Raw genomic sequence first — 25,040 nt, 5'->3', positions numbered from 1 at the left:
TGTATGTTTTCATTTTTTGAGAAATTAGTAGAACCGTTTCCCCAAGACTTACCCGAGCAACCGCCTAAAGGGCTGATAGCGTTTTGCCGTTATTATTCCAAAGGCATGTGGCCTGCGATCTTTGCGGTATCCATATTGGCGGCTATCATTGCCGTGTTAGAAGTCTCTTTATTCGGATTTGTTGGTCAATTAGTAGACCGGTTAGCAGAACAAAACCCAGAGACATTCTTAACGCAGGAGCGTTCTAACCTGATTTGGATGTCGGCGGTAGTACTCGTTATTTTGCCCAGTTGTGTGGCCCTTCAGTCATTGATTAATCATCAAACTCTTATGGGTAATTATCCCATGCGTATTCGTTGGCAGGCCCATCGTTATCTTATTGGCCAAAGTGTGAGCTTTTTCCAAAACGAGTTTGCCGGACGTATCGCCACCAAAGTCATGCAAACAGCTTTGTCTGTGCGTCAATCGGTGATGCAATTATTAAATTTATTGGTCTATATCAGCGTTTATTTCCTCAGTATTTTGGTCATGGTGTTTACTATTGATTGGCGATTGAGCTTACCGTTGCTGATTTGGTTGGGGATTTATATCACTGTATTACGTTTCTTCGTGCCTCGTCTTAAGCAGGTCGCTCAGCGTCAGGCTGATGCACGAAGCGTAATGACAGGAAGAATAGTCGACAGCTACAGTAATATTGCAACCGTTAAGCTCTTTTCACACACCAGCCGTGAAGCAGATTATGCCTATGAGGGGATGAATGGCTTCTTGCAAACCGTTTATCCGCAAATGCGTTTAGTGACACTGCTTAATACGTGTGTATGGTTTAGTAATGCATTATTGGTGTTTTCGATAAGTGGACTATCAATCATGCTTTGGTTGGAAAAAGTCGTTACTCCTGGGGATATCGCTATAGCCATTACCTTATGCTTACGTTTAAACGGCATGTCTCAATGGATCATGTGGGAGGTTTCATCGCTTTTTGAAAATATCGGTACGGTGCAAGACGGTATTAATACATTGTCTAAACCTACAGCAGTTAAAGATAAAGAGAATGCGCAGCCATTGAAAGTGCAGGGAGGGGCAATTACTTTTGCTGACGTTACATTTAATTATCCTGGGCCTGAGGATAAACAAATTGAAGTGTTTAAAAACTTAAACATCGACATCGAACCCGGAGAAAAGGTTGGCTTAGTTGGGCGATCAGGAGCGGGCAAATCAACCTTGGTTAATCTTTTATTGCGCTTTTTTGATATTCAAAGCGGTAAAATATTAATTGATGGGCAAGATGTTAGTGATATCACACAGGAGAGCCTGCGCTCACATATTAGTATGGTGACGCAAGATACGTCATTATTGCATCGCTCGGTTCGAGACAATATTCTGTACGGTCGTTTAGGCGCCAGTGAAGAAGAAATGTTAGCGGCAGCTAAGCAAGCGGAGTCACACGAATTCATTCAGCATTTGTCGGATCTGCATGGTGAAACAGGCTATGACGCACAAGTGGGCGAACGTGGGGTGAAATTATCCGGAGGCCAACGTCAACGTATCGCTATTGCCCGAGTGATGCTTAAAGATGCGCCTATTCTTATTTTAGATGAAGCGACATCCGCGCTAGATTCCGAAGTCGAAGCCGCGATACAAGAGTGTTTGAACAAGGTAATGGAAGATAAAACGGTATTGGCTATTGCCCATCGACTATCTACAATCGCACAAATGGATAGGTTACTGATCTTAGATGAGGGACGTATCGTGGAATCGGGAACCCATGCTGAACTCCTTGCGCAGCAAGGAATATATGCAAAGTTATGGGCCCATCAAACAGGCGGTTTTATTGGTGTTGAGTAAACGAACCGATAAAGCATAGGCATGCTGTATGCTTTATCGTGGTTTGCATCTTGTATAACACGGGCTAATAAGTATAATACGCCTCCCTCCTTATTAGTGATTCTAAATTTTTCCATAAAAATATAAGACGTCATAAGGTTGGTGTAAGCAAAATTAGTCTCGCTTGCGGGATTATTAAAGGCAGTATTTTAGGGGTGTAGTTCCAATTGGTAGAACAGCGGTCTCCAAAACCGATGGCTGGGGGTTCGAATCCCTCCACCCCTGCCAAATTAGGTAAAAGTACAGGCGCGTATTACTGCGTCTGAATAGTACAAATGTAGAAGGTTGAGGGATGAGAACGCCCACGGGTTCGACAAATCGTCTGGAACGATTTGAACCGCGTCAGCGCCGCTTGCGGTCAGTTACAGGGAGGTAACTGAGATCATCTCTCCACCCCTGCCACTTTGGCATTAAAAACTAAGTGTATAGGAAGGCGCTCGCGCCACTTATAACGTCGCGATTAAGTTAGTATTAGGTAATAGCATGAGCGAAAAAGCGGAAAATAGTTCGAACCCACTAGACTTAGTTAAATGGCTAGTTGTAGTGGTTTTATTAGGTGGTGCAGTAGCAGCAAATTCCATCTATGGAGATATATCAGTACTTTATCGCGCACTTGGTGTTGTCGCAGCTGTGGTTGTAGCCGGTTTTATGGCCGCTTCAACTGAAAAAGGAAGCAGCTTTTTGACGTTCGCGAAAGACGCCCGCACTGAAGTGCGTAAAGTGGTTTGGCCTACGCGCCAAGAAGCTACCCAAACAACTATTATCGTTTTAGTTGCTACAGCCTTCATGTCATTACTACTGTGGGGACTTGATCTCATTATCGTACAGTTAGTTTCTTTCATCACCGGCTTAGGAATTTAGACCATGTCAGAAAATTCAGAAAATGTAGAAGTTTCAGAAAAATCAGACAAAAAGTGGTACGTAGTTCAAGCGTTCTCTCAATATGAAGGGCGCGTAAAAAAAACACTTCTTGAATACATCAAAATGCATGAAATGGAAGATTCATTTGGCGAGATTTTAGTGCCGACTGAAGAAGTAATTGAAATGCGTTCTGGCCAACAACGTAGAAGTGAACGTAAGTTCTTTCCTGGTTACGTGTTGGTTCAAATGGACATGAATGAAGATTCATGGCATTTAGTCAAAAGTGTTCCTCGTGTATTAGGCTTCATCGGTGGCACATCTGACCGCCCAGCACCTATTACCGAGAAAGAAGCTAACGCTATCTTGAATCGTCTTGAAGAAGGCGTTGATAAACCGAAACCTAAAACCTTGTTTGAACCAGGTGAAGTGGTGCGTGTTACTGATGGTCCATTTGCTGACTTTAATGGTTCAGTTGAAGAAGTTGACTACGAAAAGAGCCGTTTAAAAGTTTCGGTTCTTATCTTTGGTCGTTCAACACCTGTAGAGTTAGAATTCGGACAAGTAGAGAAAGGTTAATTCAGATTGTTTAGGTGCGTTGCGCCGTCTGGATTGATACTGTCAACACTAATTGCATAAAGTTCGTACATAATAGTTGCTAAGGGTCGTGAGTTAATCTATAATTCGCGACCCTTTTTGTTGAACGGGAAGCCAATTACGCAAACATACTCAGTGTTCGCGAGGCGTTTGACCCATAAATTGAGAGTATTATCATGGCTAAAAAAGTCACAGGCATTATTAAGTTACAGGTTGCAGCCGGTGCTGCTAACCCAAGTCCGCCAGTTGGTCCAGCATTGGGTCAAAAAGGCGTAAATATCATGGAATTCTGTAAGGCATTTAATGCTAAAACAGGCGATATGGAAAAAGGTTCTCCGGTTCCAGTAGAAATTACTGTATACGAAGACCGTTCTTTTACCTTCGTTACCAAGACATCACCTGCTTCTTATATGCTTAAGAAAGCCGCTGGTATCAAAAGTGGTTCTGGTCGTCCTAACACTGAAAAAGTGGGTAAAGTGACACTTGCGCAATTAGAAGAAATTGCTAAAGCGAAAGAACCAGACCTAACCGCAGCTGATCTTGATGCAGCTGTCCGTACCATCGCTGGCTCTGCACGCAGCATGGGCTTGGTAGTAGAGGGATAAGAAATGGCTAAATTAACGAAACGCGCTCGCCTTGTACGTGAAAAAGTTGTAGCGACGAAAGAATACGAATTCAATGAAGCGGTAAGCTTGTTGAAAGAACTTGCTTCTGCAAAGTTCGCTGAAAGTGTTGATGTTGCGGTAAACCTTGGCATCGATGCACGTAAATCTGACCAGAACGTACGTGGTGCAACTGTACTACCTAACGGAACTGGTAAAGAGGTACGTGTTGCAGTATTCACTCAAGGTGCAAACGTTGAAGCCGCTAAAGCAGCTGGTGCCGACATCGTTGGTATGGAAGACTTAGCAGAGCTAGTTAAGAAAGGCGAGATGAACTTCGACGTTGTTGTTGCTTCTCCTGACGCTATGCGTGTTGTAGGCATGTTAGGTCAAATCTTAGGCCCACGTGGTCTTATGCCTAACCCTAAAACTGGTACAGTAACCCCAGACGTAGCGACAGCAGTTAAAAATGCTAAAGCTGGTCAGGTTCGTTACCGTAACGACAAGAATGGTATTATTCATGCCAGCATCGGTAAGATCGCGTTTGAAGCGAATCAAATCGAAGAAAACTTGTCAGCTTTAATTGAAGCGGTTAAGAAAGCTAAGCCTTCATCGGCTAAAGGCATATACATTAAGAAAATAAGCTTGAGCACAACTATGGGCGCTGGTATTACCATCGACCAAGCTAGTTTAGCAACAACAGCTTAATTTTTGCCTTAGTTTTACTAAGGCACTTGTAAGTAGCTGAATATTGGACTACTTATTCTCTCTACAAAGGTATGGGTTGGAGTCATTGTTTTTATTAACACATGACTCCCGTCCAAGACCGCAGGCGTAAAACAGTAACTGAAGTAAGAGAGCAGTTACATATAGATTGAAAAATCTTAAATGTTTTACTTAAAACAAAAGCCTGCGCAGACGGTGATTTCGACTCAGACTCTCTGGGATTAACGAACACCGTAGAGCGGTAAAATATTCATATTGGATTAACCCATAATGAGCGTTTTATCAATCTGTGAATCCTGAACGGCATTATAAGTAATATGTCTTTCAGACTTTAAGAAGGTGAACACAGTGGCACTAGGCTTAGCAGCAAAGAAAGAGATCGTCGCGGAAGTTAGCGATATTGCATCTCAAGCTCTATCCGTTGCCGTTGCTGAATACCGTGGTATGGAAGTATCAGAATTAACTGAACTTCGTGTTAAAGCTCGTGAGCAAGGCGTATATCTAAAAGTTGTTAGAAATACCTTAGCTAAGCGCGCATTGGCCGATACTAAGTTTTCTGATTTGGAAAGTGCCTTAACTGGTCCGTTAATTTACGGATTTTCGATTGAAGCACCAGGTGGTGCAGCGCGTCTTTTTAAAGACTTCGCTAAAACGAATGCCAAGTTAAACGTTACTGCCCTTTCTATTGGTAGTGGTCTATTGGGTCCTGATAAATTGGACGCAGTGGCATCCTTGCCTACCCGCGACGAAGCGCTTGCAAGATTGCTTGCAACCTTTAAAGCACCTGTTGGGAAATTCGTTCAAACTATTAACGAAATTCCAAGCAAGTTTGTGCGTGTATTGGCAGCGATCAAAGAAACCAAATAATTTGGTTCTTTGTACATTTTAAATTTTTAATCATTAAACCCAGGAGTTTAGAGAAATGGCTCTAACCAAAGAAGATATTTTAAACGCGATTGCTGAAATGCCAGTAATGGACCTTGTTGAGCTTATCGAAGCTGCAGAAGAGAAATTCGGTGTAACAGCTACTGCTGCTGTTGCTGCTGCTGCTCCTGCTGCTGCTGGCGAAGCTGCTGCTGAACAAACTGAATTCGATGTTGTTTTAACATCTTTCGGTGGTAACAAAGTTGCAGTAATCAAAGCTGTTCGTAGCGCAACTGGTCTTGGCTTGAAAGAAGCTAAAGAAGTAGTTGAGTCTGCACCTAAAGCTATTAAAGAAGGTGTGACTAAGCAAGAAGCTGAAGAACTTAAGAAGACGCTTGAAGAAGCTGGCGCTGAAGTTGAGCTTAAGTAATCTGTCTAACGACAGGTTATTAGCCTGAAAATGGCTTAGGCTGGTGATTTTTTAATCACCAGCCTTTTTGCGCTGTAGAATAAAGTATTTTCATCCTTTAAAATTTATTCTATCTGTTAGCGCAAATTGCATTTAAACCTAAATAAAACCAATAAGTTAAGTAAGCCTCTTAATGACTTTGGTAAACGGTTAAAGTGTAAAATAAAGGGTGCTGGAAGTTTGCTTCATAGAAAATCTATTTAGCAAGTTGGGTCAAAAATCGGCAGGCTGAGGAACCCATGGTTTACTCTTATAGCGAAAAGAAACGTATCCGTAAGGATTTTGGCAAACGCCCACAGGTATTGGAAATACCGTATCTACTTTCAATCCAGCTTGATTCTTTTAAAAAGTTTATTGACCTTGACGTCGATGGTCAGCATGGACTGGAAGCAGCATTTAGATCAGTTTTCCCAATAAAAAGTTACTCTGGTAACGCAGAATTACAGTACGTAAGTTACCGTTTAGGTGAGCCCGTATTTGATGTTAAAGAATGTCAAATCCGTGGTGTAACCTTTTCAGCACCTTTGCGTGTTAAATTGCGTTTAGTGTTGTTCGATCGTGAAGCAGCACCAGGCACAGTTAAAGACATCAAAGAGCAAGAAGTTTATATGGGCGAAATACCGCTCATGACTGATAATGGAACTTTCGTCATCAACGGTACTGAGCGAGTTATCGTATCTCAGTTACACCGTTCGCCAGGCGTATTCTTTGATCACGATAAAGGTAAAACTCACTCATCAGGTAAAGTGTTATATAACGCGCGCGTTATTCCTTACCGTGGTTCGTGGTTAGACTTTGAATTTGACCCTAAAGATAACCTTTATGTCCGTATCGATAGACGTCGCAAGTTACCCGCGACTATCATGCTACGTGCATTAGAAATACCTACCGAAGAGATCCTTGGTTTGTTCTTTGAGAAGAACCAAGTCCGTGTCGATGGTAATCGTTTCATGTCTGATATCGTGCCTGATCGCCTACGTGGTGAAACAGCACAATTTGATATCTTAGATTTGGAAGGAAACGTGCTTGTAGAATCAGGCCGTCGTATTTCAGCTCGTCATACTCGAGCGCTTGAAAAAGCTAATATCGTTGAACTTGAAGTTCCAGCAGAGTATTTAGTTGGCCGTGTATTCGCGTGTGATTATGTGGATAAAGAAACTGGCGAACTAGTTGTTGCTGCGAACGACCTGTTGACTCTTGAAAATATTTTAGCGCTTACAGAAGCCGGATATAAGAGTTTTGAAACTTTGTATATCAACGAACTTGATCACGGCGCTTATATTTCTGACACCTTGCGTATTGATAGCTCAACAAACCGCTTAGAAGCGTTAGTTGAAATCTACCGTATGATGCGTCCTGGTGAGCCACCGACTAAAGACGCCGCAGAAACATTGTTCAATAACTTGTTCTTCTCTGAAGACCGTTATGACCTTTCTTCTGTTGGTCGTATGAAGTTCAACCGTCGTTTAGGTCGTGAGTCTTCAATTGGTTCAGGTACGTTAGATAAAGACGATATAGTCGATGTAATGAAGCAACTGATCACGATTCGTGACGGTAAAGATGACGTTGATGATATCGATCACTTGGGTAACCGACGTATTCGTTCTGTTGGCGAGATGGCTGAAAACCAATTCCGTGTTGGTCTAGTTCGTGTTGAACGTGCCGTTAAGGAACGTTTGAGCTTAGGCGATTTAGATGCGGTTATGCCACAAGATCTTATTAACGCTAAGCCTATTTCGGCAGCGGTAAAAGAGTTCTTCGGCTCAAGCCAGTTATCTCAGTTTATGGATCAGAACAACCCGTTGTCTGAAGTAACCCATAAACGTCGTATTTCAGCCTTAGGCCCGGGCGGTCTAACACGTGAGCGTGCAGGCTTTGAAGTACGAGATGTACATCCGACTCACTATGGTCGAGTATGTCCAATCGAAACACCTGAGGGACCGAACATCGGTTTGATCAACTCATTGGCGAGTTATGCTCGTACCAATGACTTTGGTTTCCTTGAAACACCGTATCGTAAGATAGTTGACGGTGTTGTGACTGACGAAATCGATTACTTATCAGCAATCGAAGAAGGTCAATTCTCAATCGCACAGGCTAACGTCGTGTTGGATGAGAATGGTCGTCTTGAAGATGATTTGATCCCTTGTCGTCACCGTGGTGAAACAACATTAAAAGAAAGCTCAGAGATCACCTATATGGATGTATCTCCACAGCAAATCGTTTCTGTTGCTGCCAGTATTATCCCGTTCTTAGAACACGATGATGCTAACCGAGCCTTGATGGGTGCGAACATGCAACGTCAAGCTGTTCCTACATTGCGTGCTGAAAAGCCGTTGGTAGGTACTGGTATGGAAAAAATCGTAGCAGTAGATTCGGGTGTTACAGTTGTTGCTAAACGTGGTGGTAATGTTGACTACGTTGATGCGAGCCGTATCGTTATAAAAGTTAATGAAGAAGAAACCGTTGCCGGCGAAGCAGGCATCGATATCTACAACTTAACCAAATATACCCGTTCTAACCAAAACACCTGTATCAATCAGCGTCCTACTTGTAATGTTGGTGAGCCAATTGTTGCGGGTGATGTGCTAGCTGATGGTCCGTCTACGGATTTAGGTGAATTAGCACTAGGGCAAAATATGCGTATCGCATTTATGCCTTGGAATGGTTATAACTTCGAAGATTCTATCTTGATTTCAGAGCGCGTAGCTATGGAAGATCGCTTCACCACAATTCATATTCAAGAATTGAGTTGTGTCGCGCGTGACACCAAGCTTGGGCCAGAAGAAATCAGTTCTGATATTCCAAATGTCGGCGAATCTGCGTTAGGTAAATTGGATGAATCAGGCGTAGTTTACATCGGTGCTGAAGTTAAAGGCGGCGATATCTTAGTGGGTAAAGTGACACCAAAAGGTGAAACGCAACTCACACCAGAAGAGAAGCTTTTACGAGCTATTTTCGGTGAGAAAGCCTCTGACGTTAAAGATACTTCATTGCGTGTGCCTAACAGTGTTCGCGGTACGGTTATTGACGTACAAGTATTCACTCGTGACGGCGTAGAAAAAGATAAGCGTGCACTTGAAATAGAAGGCATGCAGCTACGTCAAGTGAAGAAAGATTTGTCGGATGAGTTTAATATTCTTGCTGACGGCATCTTTGCTCGTGCGAAAAACTTGTTACTAAAAGATGGTATCGAAGAGTCGCGCTTAGAATCTGCCCAACGTGAAAAATGGTTCGACCTAACCTTGTCTAACGACGATTCTCAAGCAGAGCTTGAGCAGATTGCAGATCAATTTATTGAAATTAAAGCTGATTTCGATAAGAAATTTGAGATCAAACGTCGCAAGATTACGCAAGGTGATGATCTTCAACCAGGCGTTCTTAAGATTGTTAAGGTTTATTTGGCTGTTAAACGTCAGATTCAACCTGGTGATAAGATGGCTGGTCGTCACGGAAACAAAGGTGTTATTTCAACTATTAAACCAGTTGAAGATATGCCTTACGATTCTGACGGTACGCCGGTCGACATTGTATTGAACCCGTTAGGGGTTCCGTCACGTATGAACATCGGTCAGATCTTAGAAACTCACTTAGGTATGGCAGCTCACGGAATCGGTGTGAAAATCGATCGCATGCTCAAAGAGCATGAAGAGATGACCAAGTTGCGTGGCTTCCTCAAAGAAGTGTACGGTGCTGGTAAGTCTCGCCAAGTCGTGGATCTTGATAACTTTACTGATGATGAAATCAACCGTTTAGCAGATAACTTGCGCAAGGGTGTGCCTATGGCAACACCAGTATTTGATGGTGCTACTGAAGCAGAAATCAAACACATGCTTACGCTTGCTGATATTCCGGAAAGTGGACAAATCACCTTGTTTGACGGCCGTACTGGACGCGCATTTGAACGCCCAGTAACAGTTGGCTATATGTATATGTTGAAACTTAACCACTTGGTTGATGACAAAATGCATGCTCGCTCAACTGGCTCTTACAGCTTGGTTACACAGCAACCGTTGGGTGGTAAAGCTCAATTCGGTGGTCAGCGCTTCGGAGAGATGGAAGTGTGGGCACTTGAAGCATACGGTGCTGCTTATACCTTGCAAGAGATGCTGACAGTTAAATCTGATGATGTGAATGGTCGTACTAAGATGTATAAAAACATCGTAGACGGTGATCACCGCATGGATCCTGGTATGCCTGAATCATTCAACGTATTGTTGAAAGAAATTCGCTCACTGGGTATCAACATCGAACTGGAAGAGCAATAAGCCGCGTCTGCAGAGCTTAACGACAGGATAGTCCGGGGGATGTATTGCATTCACCGGGCTTTTTCAACTGACTCCGCTGGGAGAGTAATGTGAAAGACTTATTAAAGTTTCTTAAGCAACAACACAAGACCGAAGAATTCGATAACATTCGAATCGGACTTGCGTCACCTGACATGATCCGTTCATGGTCTTTTGGTGAAGTTAAGAAGCCAGAAACCATTAACTACCGTACTTTCAAGCCTGAGCGTGATGGCTTGTTTTGTGCGCGTATTTTTGGACCGGTTAAAGACTACGAATGTTTATGTGGTAAATATAAACGCCTTAAGCACCGTGGTGTTATATGTGAAAAATGTGGCGTTGAAGTAACGTTAACCAAAGTACGCCGTGAGCGTATGGGCCACATTGAATTGGCAAGCCCAGTTGCACATATTTGGTTCCTTAAATCATTACCGTCACGTATCGGTTTGATGCTGGATATGACACTTCGTGATATCGAACGTGTGCTTTACTTTGAATCATACGTTGTCGCCGAGCCTGGTATGACAACACTTGAGCGTAGCCAACTTCTTTCAGAAGAAGAATACTTGGATGCACTTGAAGAACATGGTGATGAGTTTGAAGCTAAGATGGGCGCAGAAGCAGTTTACGAATTGCTCAAAGCGTTAGACGTTGATGCCGATGTTGTTGCGATGCGCGAAGAATTGCCTAGTATTAATTCTGAAACTCGTCGTAAGAAAATCACTAAGCGCTTGAAGTTACTAGAGTCTTTCCAATTGTCTGGCAACAAGCCAGAGTGGATGATTTTGACTGTACTTCCAGTGTTACCACCAGACTTACGTCCATTGGTACCGCTTGATGGTGGCCGTTTTGCTACATCAGATCTAAACGATTTGTATCGTCGTGTTATTAACCGTAACAACCGTTTGAAGCGTCTACTAGACCTTGCTGCGCCCGATATTATCGTGCGTAACGAAAAACGTATGTTACAAGAAGCGGTAGATGCGCTTTTAGATAACGGTCGTCGTGGTCGCGCTATTACGGGGTCCAATAAACGTCCTCTTAAATCTTTGGCTGATATGATCAAAGGTAAGCAAGGTCGTTTCCGTCAAAACTTATTGGGTAAGCGTGTAGATTACTCTGGTCGTTCGGTTATTACCGTTGGTCCTACCTTACGTTTACATCAGTGTGGTCTTCCTAAGAAGATGGCACTTGAGCTATTCAAACCGTTCATCTATGGAAAATTAGAAGGACGCGGTTTAGCCACCACTATTAAAGCAGCTAAAAAATTAGTTGAACGTGAAGATCCAGAAGTATGGGATGTGCTTGACGAAGTTATTCGTGAACACCCTGTATTACTTAACCGTGCGCCTACACTTCACCGTTTGGGTATTCAAGCATTTGAACCAACCTTAATCGAAGGTAAGGCAATCCAATTGCATCCATTAGTATGTGCGGCTTACAACGCCGACTTCGATGGTGACCAAATGGCCGTTCACATTCCGTTGACGATTGAAGCACAGTTAGAATCGCGTGCGCTAATGATGTCAACGAACAACATACTATCACCAGCCAATGGTGAGCCTATTATCGTTCCTTCACAGGATGTTGTAATGGGCTTGTACTATATGACACGTGACCGTGTTAATGGTTTAGGTGAAGGTATGATGTTCATGAACCCAGATGAAGCTGAAAAAGCTTATCGTACGGGTCATGCTGAATTGCATGCGCGGGTTAAAGTGCGTATGACTGAATACGAAGTTGCGGAAGACGGCACTAAGACTGAGAAAACAACACTGACAGATACTACTGTCGGTCGTGCTCTTTTATACTTGGCATTACCTAAAGGTTTACCTTTTGAGCTAATTAACCAAGCGATGGGCAAGAAAATGATTTCTCGCCTATTGAACGCTTGTTACCGTACCTTAGGTCTGAAAGATACAGTTATCGCAGCTGACCAAATCATGTATACCGGTTTCCACTACGCGATGATCGCTGGTGCGTCTGTTGGTATTGATGACATGGTTATCCCTGATGCGAAGAAAGACATCATTGAAGGTGCTGAAGCTGAAGTACGTGAAATCCAAGAACAATTCCAGTCTGGTCTTGTTACTGCGGGTGAGCGTTACAACAAAGTTATCGATATTTGGTCAAATGCTAACGAAAAAGTAGCGAAAGCTATGATGGAGAATCTTTCAACTGAAACGGTTAAAAATCGCGACGGAGAAATGGAAGAGCAAGCATCATTTAACTCAGTATTTATGATGGCCGATTCTGGTGCTCGTGGTAGTGCAGCCCAGATTCGTCAGTTGGCAGGTATGCGTGGTTTGATGGCTAAACCAGATGGTTCAATCATTGAAACACCTATCACCGCTAACTTCCGTGAAGGACTAAACGTACTTCAGTACTTTATCTCTACTCACGGTGCGCGTAAAGGTTTGGCCGATACAGCATTGAAAACAGCAAACTCGGGTTACTTAACACGTCGTTTGGTTGATGTTGCACAAGATTTGGTTATTAACAACGAAGATTGTGGCACCGTCGAAGGTGTTAAAATGACACCGTTAATCGAAGGTGGTGATGTTGTTGAACCGCTTCGCGAGCGTGTACTAGGTCGTACCGTTGCTGAAGACGTCATGAAACCCGGTTCTAACGACATTCTAGTAGAACGTAACGTATTACTAGATGAAGCCTTAGTTGACTTGTTAGAGATTAACTCTGTAGACCAAATTATGGTTCGCTCGGTTATTACCTGTGAAAACGACTTTGGTGTATGTGCTAGATGTTACGGTCGTGACCTTGCACGTGGACACATGGTTGGACACGGTGAAGCGGTAGGTGTTATTGCAGCACAATCTATCGGTGAGCCAGGTACACAGCTTACCATGCGTACGTTCCACATCGGTGGTGCGGCATCTAGAGCGTCAGCAGAAAACAACGTACAAGTGAAAACCACGGGTACATTGAAACTGCAAAATGCTAAGTTTGTACGTAACACAGATGATAAAGTTGTTATCGTTTCTCGTTCAACTGAAATCACTATTATTGATGATCAAGGTCGTGAGAAAGAGCGTTATAAAGTGCCTTACGGTGCTATTTTAACCACAGATGATAACTGTACCGTTACAAGCGGTGAAGTCGTCGCAAATTGGGACCCGCATTCGCATCCAATCGTTACTGAGCGTCAAGCTAAGATCAGTTATGCTGACATTGATGATAGTAACACTGAGATGCAACAGGATGAGTTGACAGGTCTTACCCGTATCGTTGTTAATGACTTATCTAAAGCGAATGCTAAAGAGCCTAAGTTAATTCTCGAAAGTGAAGAGCACGGTTTACAAGAAATACGTTTACCTAGTTTCACTACTATCGAAGCGGCCGACGGTATGCAGGCCAAACCTGGTGATGTGTTAGCGCGTATTCCTCAGGAAAGCTCGAAAACACGAGATATCACAGGTGGTCTACCACGAGTTGCTGACTTGTTCGAAGCACGTAAACCTAAAGAGCCGGCTATTCTTGCGGAAATCTCAGGTACCATTGGTTGGGGTAAAGAAACCAAAGGTAAGAAACGTCTTGTCATCACGCCGAAAGACGCTGATGCATACGAAGAGATGATCCCTAAATGGCGTCAACTTAACGTATTCGAAGGTGAAAACGTTGAGAAAGGTGAAGTTATTGCGGATGGCGCCGAGTCACCACATGACATCTTACGCTTACGTGGTATCAGTGCAGTTTCTAACTACATCGTTAACGAAGTTCAAGAAGTTTACCGCCTACAAGGGGTTAAAATTAACGATAAGCACATCGAAGTTGTTATTCGTCAAATGCTACGTAAGTGTATGATCACTTATGCAGGTGACAGTAACTTCCTAGAAGGTGAGCAAGTTGAAGTGTCTAACGTGAAAATCGCTAACCGTGAATTGGAAAAGCAAGGAAAAATCCCTGCTCAGTACGAAACACAGTTATTGGGGATCACGAAAGCATCGTTGTCTACTGAGTCATTTATCTCAGCTGCATCGTTCCAAGAAACGACTCGTGTACTTACTGAAGCCGCTGTGCAAGGTAAAGAAGATGAGTTACGTGGCTTGAAAGAGAACGTTATTGTAGGTCGTTTGATACCCGCCGGTACCGGTTTCTCGTATCACCAGAAACGTACTGCAAGAAAATTAGCAGAACGTCAGGCAGTAGAAGCATTATCTGTCTCTGCTGAAGATGCTGAGCAAGCCCTAACGGAAGCATTAAATGCTGAAGTTATGGATACGCCATCATCTGATGAGTAAGAAATAGGATCATTTGTTAACCTGAACGGTAAGGGCGCTGATTTAAGCATTAATATGCGTTTATTGGAGTTCAAGCTTGACAGGTCAAACTTTGGTCATTAGACTTCCGCGACCCGAAATTTGGTAACAAATGTTGGGTCGCGGATTTTTCGCGTTTTATATCCTATATAAAAGGTATTCCAGTCGTAATTTTAACCAGGAGCTAGTTAATGGCAACAGTTAACCAGTTAGTGCGCAAGCCACGCCAAAAGCCCGATGCGAAGAGCAACGTAGCGGCATTGCAGGCCTGTCCACAACGCCGTGGTGTATGTACTCGTGTATATACCACCACTCCAAAGAAGCCAAACTCTGCATTGCGTAAAGTTTGTCGTGTTCGTTTAACCAACGGTTTTGAAGTTTCTTCATACATCGGTGGTGAAGGCCATAACCTACAAGAACACAGTGTTGTTCTTATTCGTGGTGGTCGTGTTAAAGATTTACCAGGTGTTCGTTACCATACTGTTCGCGGTACATTAGATTGCGCAGGCGTAAGTTCACGTAAAAAGGCCCGTTCTAAGTACGGCGCTAAAAGGCCTAAGTCTTAACGGTTCTCCGTTAGTAAGGCCAAACTAAAGTATTAATTGAGTTTTGGGATATTCCTGAATTCTACGGAGAATTAAGATGCCAAGAAGAAGAGTTGTAGGTCAACGCAAAATCCTACCAGATCCTAAGTTCGGATCGCAGTTACTTGCGAAATTTATGAATGTCGTAATGTTAGACGGCAAAAAATCGACTGCTGAAAAGATCGTTTACGGTGCACTCGACATTGTTGCGGAAAAAGCTGGCAAAGCACAACTAGAAATTTTCGAAGATGCATTGGACAACATTCGTCCTACGGTAGAAGTTAAATCTCGCCGTGTGGGTGGTTCTACGTACCAAGTACCAGTAGAAGTTCGTCCTGTTCGTCGTAATGCCCTAGGTATGCGCTGGTTAGTTGACGCTGCTCGTAAACGTGGTGAAAAATCAATGGCTCAACGCCTTGCAGCTGAAATGCTCGACGCTGCTGAAAACAAAGGTTCTGCGGTTAAGAAACGTGAAGACGTTCACCGCATGGCTGAAGCCAACAAAGCCTTCGCTCACTACCGCTGGTAATAAGAGAAAGCTATGGCTCGTAAAACGCCTATCAATCGCTACCGTAATATTGGTATCGTCGCTCACGTCGACGCGGGTAAGACCACGACGACTGAACGTGTTTTATTCTATACTGGTTTGTCTCATAAAATCGGTGAAGTCCATGATGGCGCTGCCACCATGGATTGGATGGAACAGGAACAAGAGCGCGGTATAACCATTACCTCGGCAGCAACGACCTGCTTTTGGGCAGGTATGGATAAGCAATACGACCTACACCGCATAAACATCATTGACACGCCGGGACACGTTGACTTCACAATTGAAGTTGAGCGGTCTTTGCGGGTTCTTGATGGTGCCGTTGTCGTATTTTGTGGTTCTTCTGGTGTTGAACCTCAATCAGAAACGGTCTGGCGTCAAGCTGATAAATACCATGTCCCTCGGGTCGTATTTGTCAATAAGATGGACAGAACCGGTGCAGATTTTGAACGAGTGGTTGCGCAAATACGCAAACGACTCGGAGCTACATGTATTCCTATTCACCTCAATATTGGTTCAGAAGAGAACTTTAAAGGTGTTGTTGATCTGATCAAGATGAAAGCCATTAATTGGAACGAAGCTGATCAGGGCATGACATTCACCTATGAAGCTATCCCTGCTGATTTGCAAGACAGAGCCGAAGAGTTACGTACCGAACTTGTTGAAGCCGCTGCAGAAGCGAATGACGAATTGATGAACAAGTATTTAGAAGGCGAAGAGCTAACTGAAGAAGAGATCAAATCGGCACTACGTCAGCGCACAATTAATAATGAAATTGTGTTAGCGACCTGTGGTTCAGCTTTCAAAAATAAAGGCGTACAAGCGGTTTTAGATGCAGTTATAGAATTCTTACCTGCACCTATCGATGTTCCTGCAATCACCGGCATTTTAGATGATAAAGACGAAACAGAAGCGACACGTCCTGCGGACGATGACGCACCTTTCGCTGCTTTAGCATTTAAAATTGCAACTGACCCTTTTGTGGGCACTTTAACATTTTTCCGTTGTTACTCGGGTGTAGTAAACACTGGTGATAGCGTTTATAACCCTGTTAAAGCGAAACGTGAACGCTTTGGTCGTATCGTGCAAATGCACGCTAAGGACCGTGAGGAACTCAAGCAAGTTCGAGCTGGGGATATCGCTGCGGCGATAGGCCTGAAAGATGTGACTACCGGTGATACCTTGTGTGATCCGAATCATATTATTACACTCGAACGGATGGATTTTCCTGAACCCGTAATTTCTATTGCTGTTGAGCCTCGCTCACAAGCTGATCAAGAGAAAATGGGATTAGCGCTAGGTAAACTAGCTGCTGAAGATCCGTCTTTTAAAGTTAATACTGACGAAGAGTCAGGACAAACAATTATATCTGGGATGGGTGAACTTCATCTAGATATCATTGTAGATCGCATGAGACGTGAATTTAGCGTTGAATGCAATGTAGGTAAACCTCAAGTTGCTTATCGCGAAACCATTCGTGGCAAAGTCGACGTTGAAGGTAAGTTTGTTCGTCAATCAGGCGGCCGCGGTCAGTTTGGTCATGTCTGGCTTACAATCGAGCCTAATGAAGAAGGGGCTGGATACGAGTTCGTTAACAACATAGTCGGTGGTGCAGTTCCAAAAGAATTCATTCCGTCAGTTGATAAAGGTATCCATGAACAGATGCAAAATGGTGTGCTCGCGGGTTATCCGGTGCTTGATGTAAAAGTTACCTTATTCGATGGTTCATATCATGATGTTGACTCTTCTGAAATGGCGTTTAAAATCGCTGGTTCAATGGGTTTTAGAAAGGGCGCTGCTGAGGCAAAACCTGTATTGCTTGAACCCACAATGAAAGTTGAAGTTACCACCCCAGAAGACTGGATGGGTGATGTCGTTGGTGATTTAAATCGCCGACGTGGTGTAATCGAAGGGATGGAAGATGGTGTAGCTGGTATCAAGATTGTTCTTGCTAAAGTGCCGCTATCGGAAATGTTTGGATACGCCACTGACTTGCGTTCAGCTACGCAAGGAAGAGCATCATATTCAATGGAATTTTTTAATTATTCAGAAGCGCCTAATAATGTTGCGAAAGCCATTATTGACGCTCGTCAATCTTAATAAAGGTCTGGTCCGGTTTTCTACATTAGTAGGGCCGGGTTTTTAACTTAGGAAATTTGTAAAATGGCAAAAGCAAAGTTTGAACGTACTAAACCCCATGTAAACGTCGGTACTATCGGCCACGTTGACCACGGTAAAACTACCCTAACAGCAGCAATTACTACTGTACTAGCTAAAACGTACGGCGGTAACGCATCTGCATTCGATCAAATCGATAACGCTCCTGAAGAGCGCGAGCGTGGTATCACTATTTCAACGTCTCACGTTGAATACGATACTCCTGCACGTCACTACGCACACGTTGACTGTCCTGGACACGCCGATTATGTTAAAAACATGATCACTGGTGCTGCTCAAATGGATGGCGCAATCTTAGTAGTTGCAGCGACTGATGGTCCTATGCCACAAACTCGTGAGCACATCTTGTTAGGCCGTCAGGTTGGCGTACCTTACATGATCGTTTTCATGAACAAATGTGACATGGTAGACGACGAAGAATTGTTAGAATTGGTAGAAATGGAAGTACGTGAATTACTTTCTGAATACGAATTCCCTGGCGATGACTTACCAGTTATCCAAGGTTCAGCTCTTAAAGCCCTTGAAGGCGAAGAGAAATGGGAAGCTAAAATCATCGAGCTTGCAGAAGCTCTTGATTCATACATCCCAGAGCCAGAGCGTGATATTGATAAGCCTTTCCTACTTCCAATTGAAGATGTTTTCTCAATTTCAGGTCGTGGTACGGTTGTAACTGGTCGTGTTGAACGTGGTATTGTTAAAACTGGCGACGAAGTTGAAATCGTTGGTATGAAAGACACTACTAAGAGCGTTTGTACAGGTGTTGAAATGTTCCGTAAATTGCTTGACGAAGGTCGTGCAGGCGAGAACATCGGCGCATTGTTGCGTGGAACTAAGCGTGAAGACGTAGAGCGTGGTCAAGTATTGGCTAAGCCTGGTTCAATCAACCCACACACTAAGTTCGAAGCAGAAGTTTACGTGTTGTCTAAAGATGAAGGCGGCCGTCATACTCCGTTCTTTAAAGGTTACCGTCCACAGTTCTACTTCCGTACAACTGACGTAACAGGTGCTGTAGAGCTTCCTGAAGGCGTAGAAATGGTTATGCCTGGTGACAACCTTAAATTCGTAGTTGAATTGATTGCACCTATCGCGATGGATGAAGGTTTACGCTTCGCTATCCGTGAAGGTGGCCGCACAGTTGGTGCTGGTGTAGTATCTAAAATTCTATAATCGTTTAGATTAAGAATTTAATAAGGTCACCTCGGTGGCCTTTTTTTATGTCCTCAATAAAATTATTTATGACTCAATTCCATTAAAGTTTGTTCGGCCTTCCAAAAGAATAATCTCTCACCTTGCTCTTTTACTTGTCAAATGTAAGTGTATTTAGTTATTGAAATGTAAGGTGGGTCAATTTACCCGCAATTAAGCTCATTATTTAGAAATTCACCTCGATTTTAATCATGCTGATAGTATCTTTGCCGATATTATATAGGGTGTTAACTAAAATCCTTTCGAGCAAAAGGCCACGCATGAAACAGTCATCTATTAAACGAAAAATCATTCTGACGCTGACACTATTTGTGTTATTTACATCCGCGCTTGTAGGCGGTATTAGCATGATGACCGCACGTTCCAATGTTGAAGATCGGGTATTAAATACCGAACTACCGAATATTATAAAGCGTATTGGCAATCAGATAGATAGCAAGATAACTATGATGCAGGTCATAGCGACTCAAATCGCCACCGATCCATTTATCTTGGAGTGGAACGCACAAGGCCATGCTAAAAGTGGTGAAGAAATGCTGGTCAATTTTTTAAAAAATACTGCCCAAACTTATGATTTTAGTGCCACTTCATTTGTTGATAAGCAAAGTGCCCGCTATTGGAATCAAGATGGATTTCTTCGTACTTTAAAAGATGATGCTGCGGACGGTTGGTTTTTTGATTATACCGCCAGCAAAGAGCCCTTTATGGTCAGCATCTATAGGGATCCTAATACTGGTGATACAAGTCTTTTTGTTAATTACCAACAACAAGATGGTCGGGGATTATCCGGTACCGCAAAATCCTTTAAAGATGTGGTCGATTTATTAACAAGCTTTAAATTAGAACAGTCAGGGTTAGTTTACTTGGTTGATGCCAAAGGGCAGGTACAACTCCATACTGACACCGATCTCATTAATAACGCAGACCTTAATAGTTTGTACTCGAGTAACTCAATAGGGACTCTATTGAGCAAAAACGAATTCAATCTTGCAATTATTGATGATAATGGTATCGATATGATTGTGGCTTCAAGCTATATCCCTAGTATGGATTGGTTTGTTGTAGCTCAAGTTCCCTACCATGAAATGTTTGCTTCTTTGGATAACGCTACTTGGCATATCACCCTTTGGTCGGTGTTGGTTACAGTATTGGCATGTATCGCTGCTTGGTTTGTTGCCAGCAGTATTACCCAACCTATTAGTCAACTTGCCGACGTATTTACCCAATTGGGCAAAGGCAATGCAGATCTTGCTTTCCGCCTACCAGAACGGGGTCAAAAGGAGATTGTCGACGTAGCCAAGGGTTATAATCTTTTTGTGAACCATTTGGATGAGACCTTTATACAGGTTGCCAATAACAGCAATGCCTTGAAGGATTTTGCCCGCTCGCTGCAAGATAAAGCCAATACTACGGTAGAAAGTGTTCGCCAAAGCGATCAGCATACCCAAGATATTTCAATGACACTCAGTCAAGTGAGTATTGCAGTAAATGAAGTCGCTAGAAGCGCTGAGTCTGCCACCTTGGTTGCAGTACAAATCAACGCCGAGGGAGAGCAAATTTCACAGGTTATTACCGAAACTCAGCAAGATATAAATAGTCTAGTGAGTAAGATAAATGATGTAGCCGAGGTTATTCAGTCATTAAGTAGCAATACCGATACCATTGCTAAGGTGCTGGAAAACATACAGGCGATTTCTGATCAAACGAATTTGTTAGCGCTAAATGCTGCCATTGAAGCGGCTCGGGCGGGAGATCAAGGACGCGGTTTTGCAGTGGTCGCAGATGAAGTGCGCACCTTGGCTAAGCGTACAGCGGATTCGACTCATGAAGTTCAAGCTATTATGCAAGAATTGAAGCTCACATCAGCGTCGGCCACGAAAGAAATTACCTCAATCATCGAGCAGTCTCAAATTACTGCTAATTCGATTGGTACTGCGCATCATGTATTGGATGCCAACAGCACTCACTTTAATGATATTACTCAGGCTAACCGCTCTGTGGCAGCAGCTACAGAGGAACAGTCTGTGAGTATAGAGCTGATAAATCGAAACATGCAGGATATTAGGCAGCGTTCCGAGCAAAACATGTTGAAAATAGCACAAATGGCCGATGAGTCATGTGGGGTAAATGCACTGGCGGTTAAGCTGGATAAGCTAACGCATCAGTTCCAAAAAGGCAGGGCTAAATAGGCTGGCGACTACTAATATTGAGGCGCTACCTGCGTGGTTAATTTTTTGCTGCTAAACGGCTAATGGCTAGTTTTTTATTATCAATTAGCGCCGCTTTATTTATCAGATTAGCGGCGTGTTTTGATTCTACCGTGACTATCACCGATGCCTTATGTGCAAACTCTGATGATTCAATAGTAAGTGAGAATTCCCGCTTAAGGTCATCTACAACGCCCTGTAGGGCATATTCATAGTGAATGAGCAATAACTGCATTGCTACACGTTTTTTGGTCGTGAGTTGCGTTAAGGCTTGTTTTACGCCGCCACCATACGCTCTGACTAATCCACCTGTACCCAACTTAATGCCACCTGAATAGCGCACAACGACCGCAGTAACCTCGCCAATTTTGCTACCTTGTAACTGAGCGAGTATCGGTTTACCTGCTGTTCCACTGGGCTCGCCATCGTCACTAAAACCTAATTGCATGGAATTATGCGGTGCGTCAGCGACGAAACCCCAACAATGGTGACGCGCGCCACGGTGCTGTTCTTTGACTTGTCGAATAAATGCTTTGGCATTTTCAGTACCGGGCGTATGTGCCAATTGGGTAATAAAACGGCTGCGTTTTATTTCTTCCTCAAATGTAGTTGCTGCTGCAGGAATGAGATAAGGGGAAGGAATTGTCATAAATTGGATATGATAAAATTGTCATGTTTAATCTGATGCACACGAGTATACCTAATATAAAAAAACTGTCTTAAGTGATTACCTAAGACAGTTTTAATGGTGGTATACAGTTAGCGACTAGCTGGTCGCATTTTGGCTGCAAACACTGCACACTAGAATCTAGCTTATAAAGTATTACCCCGTAGGCGCTACTCGGTAAGCGCTACCCGGTAAGTATTACCCGATAAGTATTACCCCTTAGACGCTACCCGGTAAGTATTACCCCGTATTCCTCATACCCACTGCGATACCGGCGATGGTAACCATCATGGCGCGCTCTAGAGTTGGGTCTGCTTCATCTTCTTTTGCTCGAATACGCTCTAACAACTCGATTTGTAAGAAGTGCAACGGTTGCAAATAACCATCACGTATATTCATTGATTCTTTGCCTTTGGGATCCGACTCCATGACTTCTTTTTGATGAAGCAAATCAAGTAACAAGGCCATGCTCATATTAAGCTCATCGCGTAATGCATCACCTAAATGGCGTAACTCTTCTGGTACCAAACGTTTATCATACTCAGCACTAATACGAGGGTCTGCTTTACCGAATACCATGTCTAGCATAGAAAAGCGCGAATGGAAGAACGGCCAGTTCTGAAGCATATCATCGATTAACGGGCGTTTGCCTGCATCAATTGCAGTTTGCACTGCTTTCATTGCGCCTAACCAAGATGGCAGCACCAAGCGTGTTTGTGCCCAAGCAAAAATCCATGGGATGGCGCGTAGGCTTTCAATACCACCACTTGGCTTGCGTTTGGCCGGACGACTACCTAAAGGTAGCTTACCGAGTTCTTGTTCTGGTGTTGCGACTCTAAAATACGGTACAAAAGTGGGATCGTGACGCACAGTATTACGATAGTTATCACGGGCCGTAGCAGAAACTTCTTTGATCAGGTCTCGCCATTCTTGTTTCGGTGCAGGTGGCGGTGAAATCAATGCTTCAAGTATGGCGCTGGCATATAGCGCCAAACTACGCTGGGCTAATTGCGGCATGCCAAATTTGTAGCGGATCGTCTCGCCTTGTTCGGTAACACGAAAGCCACCTTTTAATGAGCCAGGAGGCTGAGATAAAATTGCTTCGTGCGCGGGTAATCCACCACGACCAATTGTACCGCCCCGTCCATGAAATAAGGTTAAGTTGATATCATACTTGTCGGCTATACCTACAAGCGCCTCTTGAGACTCATATTGTGCCCAACCCGCAGCCATCGCGCCTGCGTCTTTAGCTGAATCAGAGTAACCAATCATGACATACTGATGGCCTTGAATATATCCACGATACCAATCAATGTTCATTAGCGCGTCAATAACACTGGAGGCTGCGTTCAAATCGTCCAAGGTTTCAAATAATGGCGCAACCGGCATTGCCCATGACACACCAAATTCTCTTAATAACAAATGCACACAAAGCACATCAGAGGGCAAGCTTGCCATTGAAATAATGTAAATACCAAAGCCTTCTTCACTATGCTGTGCAACAACTTTGCAGGTATCTATGACTTCTTGCACATCAGCAGAAGGTTGCCATTTTGACGGGAACAAAGGACGTTTAGAGCTTAGCTCTTTAAGTAAGAAGGCTTGTTTATCTTCTTCGCTCCAGTTTGCGTAATCACCCATACCAAGGTAGCGAGTTAGTTCACTAAATACGTCAGCATGACGCTCAGCGTCTTGGCGAATATCTAATTTCAGTAAATGCACGCCAAAACAATGCACGCGACGGATCGTATCTAGCAGACGACCATTAGCAATAATGCTCATACCACAAGCTTGAAGAGAGTTGTAACACAACATCAAAGGAGCAAGTAGTTCATCTTTGCTGGAAATCCAATGGCTATCGTCTACCGAATCGTCAGTCAGAAACTCAGCAATCCCGGTCTTTGTTAACGTGAGCTTGTTCAATAGCGGACGCAACAATGCACGATAGGGCTCAAGTTCATCCCCGACCTGTGCGCGGATTGTCTCGTCACAGTCGCTCATTGACAACTCGACTTGCAACATATCTACGTCTTGGGCAAATAGCTTAGCGGCACGTTTACGGGCTAACAGCAATACTTGCTGGGTGACCTTTGAAGTAACAAACGGGTTGCCATCGCGGTCGCCGCCCATCCAAGAGCTTAATTTTACTGGTGCGGCATCAAGTGGCAGCGACAAATTATATTTGTCTTCAAATTTAGTGCTTAGTTCACGGACGAAATCAGGTACGGCTTCCCACAAAGAGTTTTCGATAACAGAAAAACCCCAACGCGCTTCGTCTACTGGGGTAGGGCGTACTGTACGAATCTCTTCGGTGTGCCATGCTTGTGCGACTAAGTCGGCGATACGCGTACGTATTTTATCACGCTCAATATCAGACAAGCCAGTTTGATGTTCTATACGTAAACATTGCGCAAGTTCACTGTGTTTGTGAATCAAAGTACGACGGGTAACCTCTGTTGGGTGCGCCGTTAGTACAAGTTCAATGCTAAGCTGATCAACTGCTTTTTCAAACGTATCAGCTGACACATTGGCTTTATCCAAATGACTAAATAGTTCCTGCATAGGATCTTGGTCATGGGTGGCACTGTTAAATTCTTGTTCGGCGATGTTGGCCAAATTTAAAAACTGTGAAAATGCACGGCCCACGACCAATAACTCTTCATCTTCGAGCTCGCTAAAGAGCGCTTTGAGTTTGTCAGTACATTCACTTTCGCCTTTGAAAGATTGGCGTCCGTCTAACCTGATGGTTTCTATTCGTTGCAGCCATTCATCCCCTAATTGGGCTCTGATCGTGTCACCTAACGTTGAACCGAGTGTACGTACGGTTTCTTTAAGTTGTGAGTCTAGAATTTTTGGCACTGGTGCCTCCGCTGGAATAATAATAGAAGATTAAGAAATTATGCTAAAAACAGCCGTTACCATACTGTGAACAGTATGAATTGTCTAAAACGTGATGTAGGCGCTTGGCAAATAGATGCATACTTTTACCTTAAACTTAGCATCAGGGATAGGTGTATTTAAATCTGAAAGCTTTCAATACTGGTTACCAATTCAACAAGTGCAGATGCTTTTTTAAATCGCCAGACGC

Annotated in this window: 16 protein-coding genes and 1 tRNA gene; 15 read left to right on the top strand and 2 right to left on the bottom strand. The window is 43.5% G+C overall.

Going from position 1 to position 25,040, the window contains the following annotated elements:
• The first annotated feature begins 3 nt into the window (after positions 1–3).
• The 15 genes from GQR89_RS17975 (at position 4) to GQR89_RS17905 (ending at position 21,267) form a co-directional block, all read left to right on the top strand.
• Positions 4–1,845 carry an ABC transporter ATP-binding protein gene (locus GQR89_RS17975; protein ID WP_158771321.1) on the top strand — a complete coding sequence of 614 codons (1,842 nt, stop codon included), beginning with the start codon at positions 4–6 and terminating at the stop codon, positions 1,843–1,845.
• 190 nt (positions 1,846–2,035) lie between these two features.
• A tRNA-Trp gene (locus tag GQR89_RS17970) sits at positions 2,036–2,112 on the top strand.
• 255 nt (positions 2,113–2,367) lie between these two features.
• Positions 2,368–2,745: a preprotein translocase subunit SecE gene (gene secE / locus GQR89_RS17965; RefSeq protein WP_158771320.1), complete on the top strand. Its 378-nt coding sequence runs from the start codon at positions 2,368–2,370 to the stop codon at positions 2,743–2,745.
• 3 nt (positions 2,746–2,748) lie between these two features.
• A complete protein-coding gene (gene nusG, locus GQR89_RS17960) occupies positions 2,749–3,321 on the top strand; it encodes a transcription termination/antitermination protein NusG (protein ID WP_158771319.1) in 573 nt (190 codons plus the stop codon).
• Between the two features lie 194 nt (positions 3,322–3,515).
• Positions 3,516–3,944: a 50S ribosomal protein L11 gene (rplK, locus tag GQR89_RS17955; RefSeq protein ID WP_007102741.1), complete on the top strand. Its 429-nt coding sequence runs from the start codon at positions 3,516–3,518 to the stop codon at positions 3,942–3,944.
• Between the two features lie 3 nt (positions 3,945–3,947).
• The gene (rplA, locus tag GQR89_RS17950) at positions 3,948–4,649 is read left to right on the top strand and encodes a 50S ribosomal protein L1 (RefSeq protein ID WP_158771318.1); all 702 of its coding nucleotides are present in this window, start codon (positions 3,948–3,950) and stop codon (positions 4,647–4,649) included.
• Positions 4,650–5,015: 366 nt separating this feature from the next.
• A complete protein-coding gene (gene rplJ / locus GQR89_RS17945) occupies positions 5,016–5,534 on the top strand; it encodes a 50S ribosomal protein L10 (RefSeq protein ID WP_158771317.1) in 519 nt (172 codons plus the stop codon).
• Between the two features lie 55 nt (positions 5,535–5,589).
• A complete protein-coding gene (gene rplL / locus GQR89_RS17940; protein WP_158771316.1) occupies positions 5,590–5,961 on the top strand; it encodes a 50S ribosomal protein L7/L12 in 372 nt (123 codons plus the stop codon).
• A 278-nt stretch (positions 5,962–6,239) separates the two neighbouring features.
• The gene (gene rpoB, locus GQR89_RS17935; RefSeq protein WP_158771315.1) at positions 6,240–10,268 is read left to right on the top strand and encodes a DNA-directed RNA polymerase subunit beta; all 4,029 of its coding nucleotides are present in this window, start codon (positions 6,240–6,242) and stop codon (positions 10,266–10,268) included.
• A gap of 89 nt (positions 10,269–10,357) precedes the next feature.
• Complete coding sequence (rpoC, locus tag GQR89_RS17930) at positions 10,358–14,545, top strand: DNA-directed RNA polymerase subunit beta' (RefSeq protein ID WP_158771314.1); 4,188 nt, start codon at positions 10,358–10,360, stop codon at positions 14,543–14,545.
• A 209-nt stretch (positions 14,546–14,754) separates the two neighbouring features.
• Positions 14,755–15,129 (top strand): 30S ribosomal protein S12, encoded by a 375-nt coding sequence (rpsL, locus tag GQR89_RS17925; protein WP_007102735.1) that lies wholly within the window; start codon positions 14,755–14,757, stop codon positions 15,127–15,129.
• 76 nt (positions 15,130–15,205) lie between these two features.
• The gene (gene rpsG / locus GQR89_RS17920; RefSeq protein ID WP_040513515.1) at positions 15,206–15,676 is read left to right on the top strand and encodes a 30S ribosomal protein S7; all 471 of its coding nucleotides are present in this window, start codon (positions 15,206–15,208) and stop codon (positions 15,674–15,676) included.
• Positions 15,677–15,688: 12 nt separating this feature from the next.
• Entirely contained in the window at positions 15,689–17,794 is a 2,106-nt protein-coding gene (fusA, locus tag GQR89_RS17915) for an elongation factor G (protein WP_158771313.1), read from the top strand.
• 63 nt (positions 17,795–17,857) lie between these two features.
• Positions 17,858–19,039 carry an elongation factor Tu gene (gene tuf / locus GQR89_RS17910; RefSeq protein WP_158771312.1) on the top strand — a complete coding sequence of 394 codons (1,182 nt, stop codon included), beginning with the start codon at positions 17,858–17,860 and terminating at the stop codon, positions 19,037–19,039.
• Between the two features lie 299 nt (positions 19,040–19,338).
• Positions 19,339–21,267, top strand: coding sequence for a methyl-accepting chemotaxis protein (locus GQR89_RS17905; RefSeq protein WP_158771311.1), 1,929 nt, complete (start codon positions 19,339–19,341; stop codon positions 21,265–21,267).
• Between the two features lie 37 nt (positions 21,268–21,304).
• Here GQR89_RS17905 and GQR89_RS17900 read toward each other — a convergent pair whose 3' ends face one another.
• Both GQR89_RS17900 and ppc read right to left on the bottom strand, forming a co-directional pair.
• Positions 21,305–21,934, bottom strand: coding sequence for a YigZ family protein (locus GQR89_RS17900; RefSeq protein ID WP_158771310.1), 630 nt, complete (start codon positions 21,932–21,934; stop codon positions 21,305–21,307).
• Positions 21,935–22,192: 258 nt separating this feature from the next.
• Positions 22,193–24,811 carry a phosphoenolpyruvate carboxylase gene (gene ppc / locus GQR89_RS17895; RefSeq protein ID WP_158771309.1) on the bottom strand — a complete coding sequence of 873 codons (2,619 nt, stop codon included), beginning with the start codon at positions 24,809–24,811 and terminating at the stop codon, positions 22,193–22,195.
• Between the last annotated feature and the right edge of the window lie 229 nt (positions 24,812–25,040).

The sequence above is a fragment of the Paraglaciecola sp. L1A13 genome (assembly GCF_009796745.1).
Taxonomy (GTDB): domain Bacteria; phylum Pseudomonadota; class Gammaproteobacteria; order Enterobacterales; family Alteromonadaceae; genus Paraglaciecola.
This window is presented reverse-complemented; position numbering and strand designations above follow the sequence as displayed.

Bases quoted from the DNA above. Each gene is read 5' to 3' on its own strand.
- rplA (WP_158771318.1), top strand. From the start codon at position 3,948: ATGGCTAAATTAACGAAACGCGCTCGCCTTGTACGTGAAAAAGTTGTA.
- rpsL (WP_007102735.1), top strand. From the start codon at position 14,755: ATGGCAACAGTTAACCAGTTAGTGCGCAAGCCACGCCAAAAGCCCGAT.
- GQR89_RS17975 (WP_158771321.1), top strand. From the start codon at position 4: ATGTTTTCATTTTTTGAGAAATTAGTAGAACCGTTTCCCCAAGACTTA.
- rplK (WP_007102741.1), top strand. From the start codon at position 3,516: ATGGCTAAAAAAGTCACAGGCATTATTAAGTTACAGGTTGCAGCCGGT.
- GQR89_RS17900 (WP_158771310.1), bottom strand. From the start codon at position 21,934: ATGACAATTCCTTCCCCTTATCTCATTCCTGCAGCAGCAACTACATTT.
- secE (WP_158771320.1), top strand. From the start codon at position 2,368: ATGAGCGAAAAAGCGGAAAATAGTTCGAACCCACTAGACTTAGTTAAA.
- nusG (WP_158771319.1), top strand. From the start codon at position 2,749: ATGTCAGAAAATTCAGAAAATGTAGAAGTTTCAGAAAAATCAGACAAA.
- tuf (WP_158771312.1), top strand. From the start codon at position 17,858: ATGGCAAAAGCAAAGTTTGAACGTACTAAACCCCATGTAAACGTCGGT.
- rplL (WP_158771316.1), top strand. From the start codon at position 5,590: ATGGCTCTAACCAAAGAAGATATTTTAAACGCGATTGCTGAAATGCCA.
- rpoB (WP_158771315.1), top strand. From the start codon at position 6,240: ATGGTTTACTCTTATAGCGAAAAGAAACGTATCCGTAAGGATTTTGGC.
- fusA (WP_158771313.1), top strand. From the start codon at position 15,689: ATGGCTCGTAAAACGCCTATCAATCGCTACCGTAATATTGGTATCGTC.
- rpsG (WP_040513515.1), top strand. From the start codon at position 15,206: ATGCCAAGAAGAAGAGTTGTAGGTCAACGCAAAATCCTACCAGATCCT.
- GQR89_RS17905 (WP_158771311.1), top strand. From the start codon at position 19,339: ATGAAACAGTCATCTATTAAACGAAAAATCATTCTGACGCTGACACTA.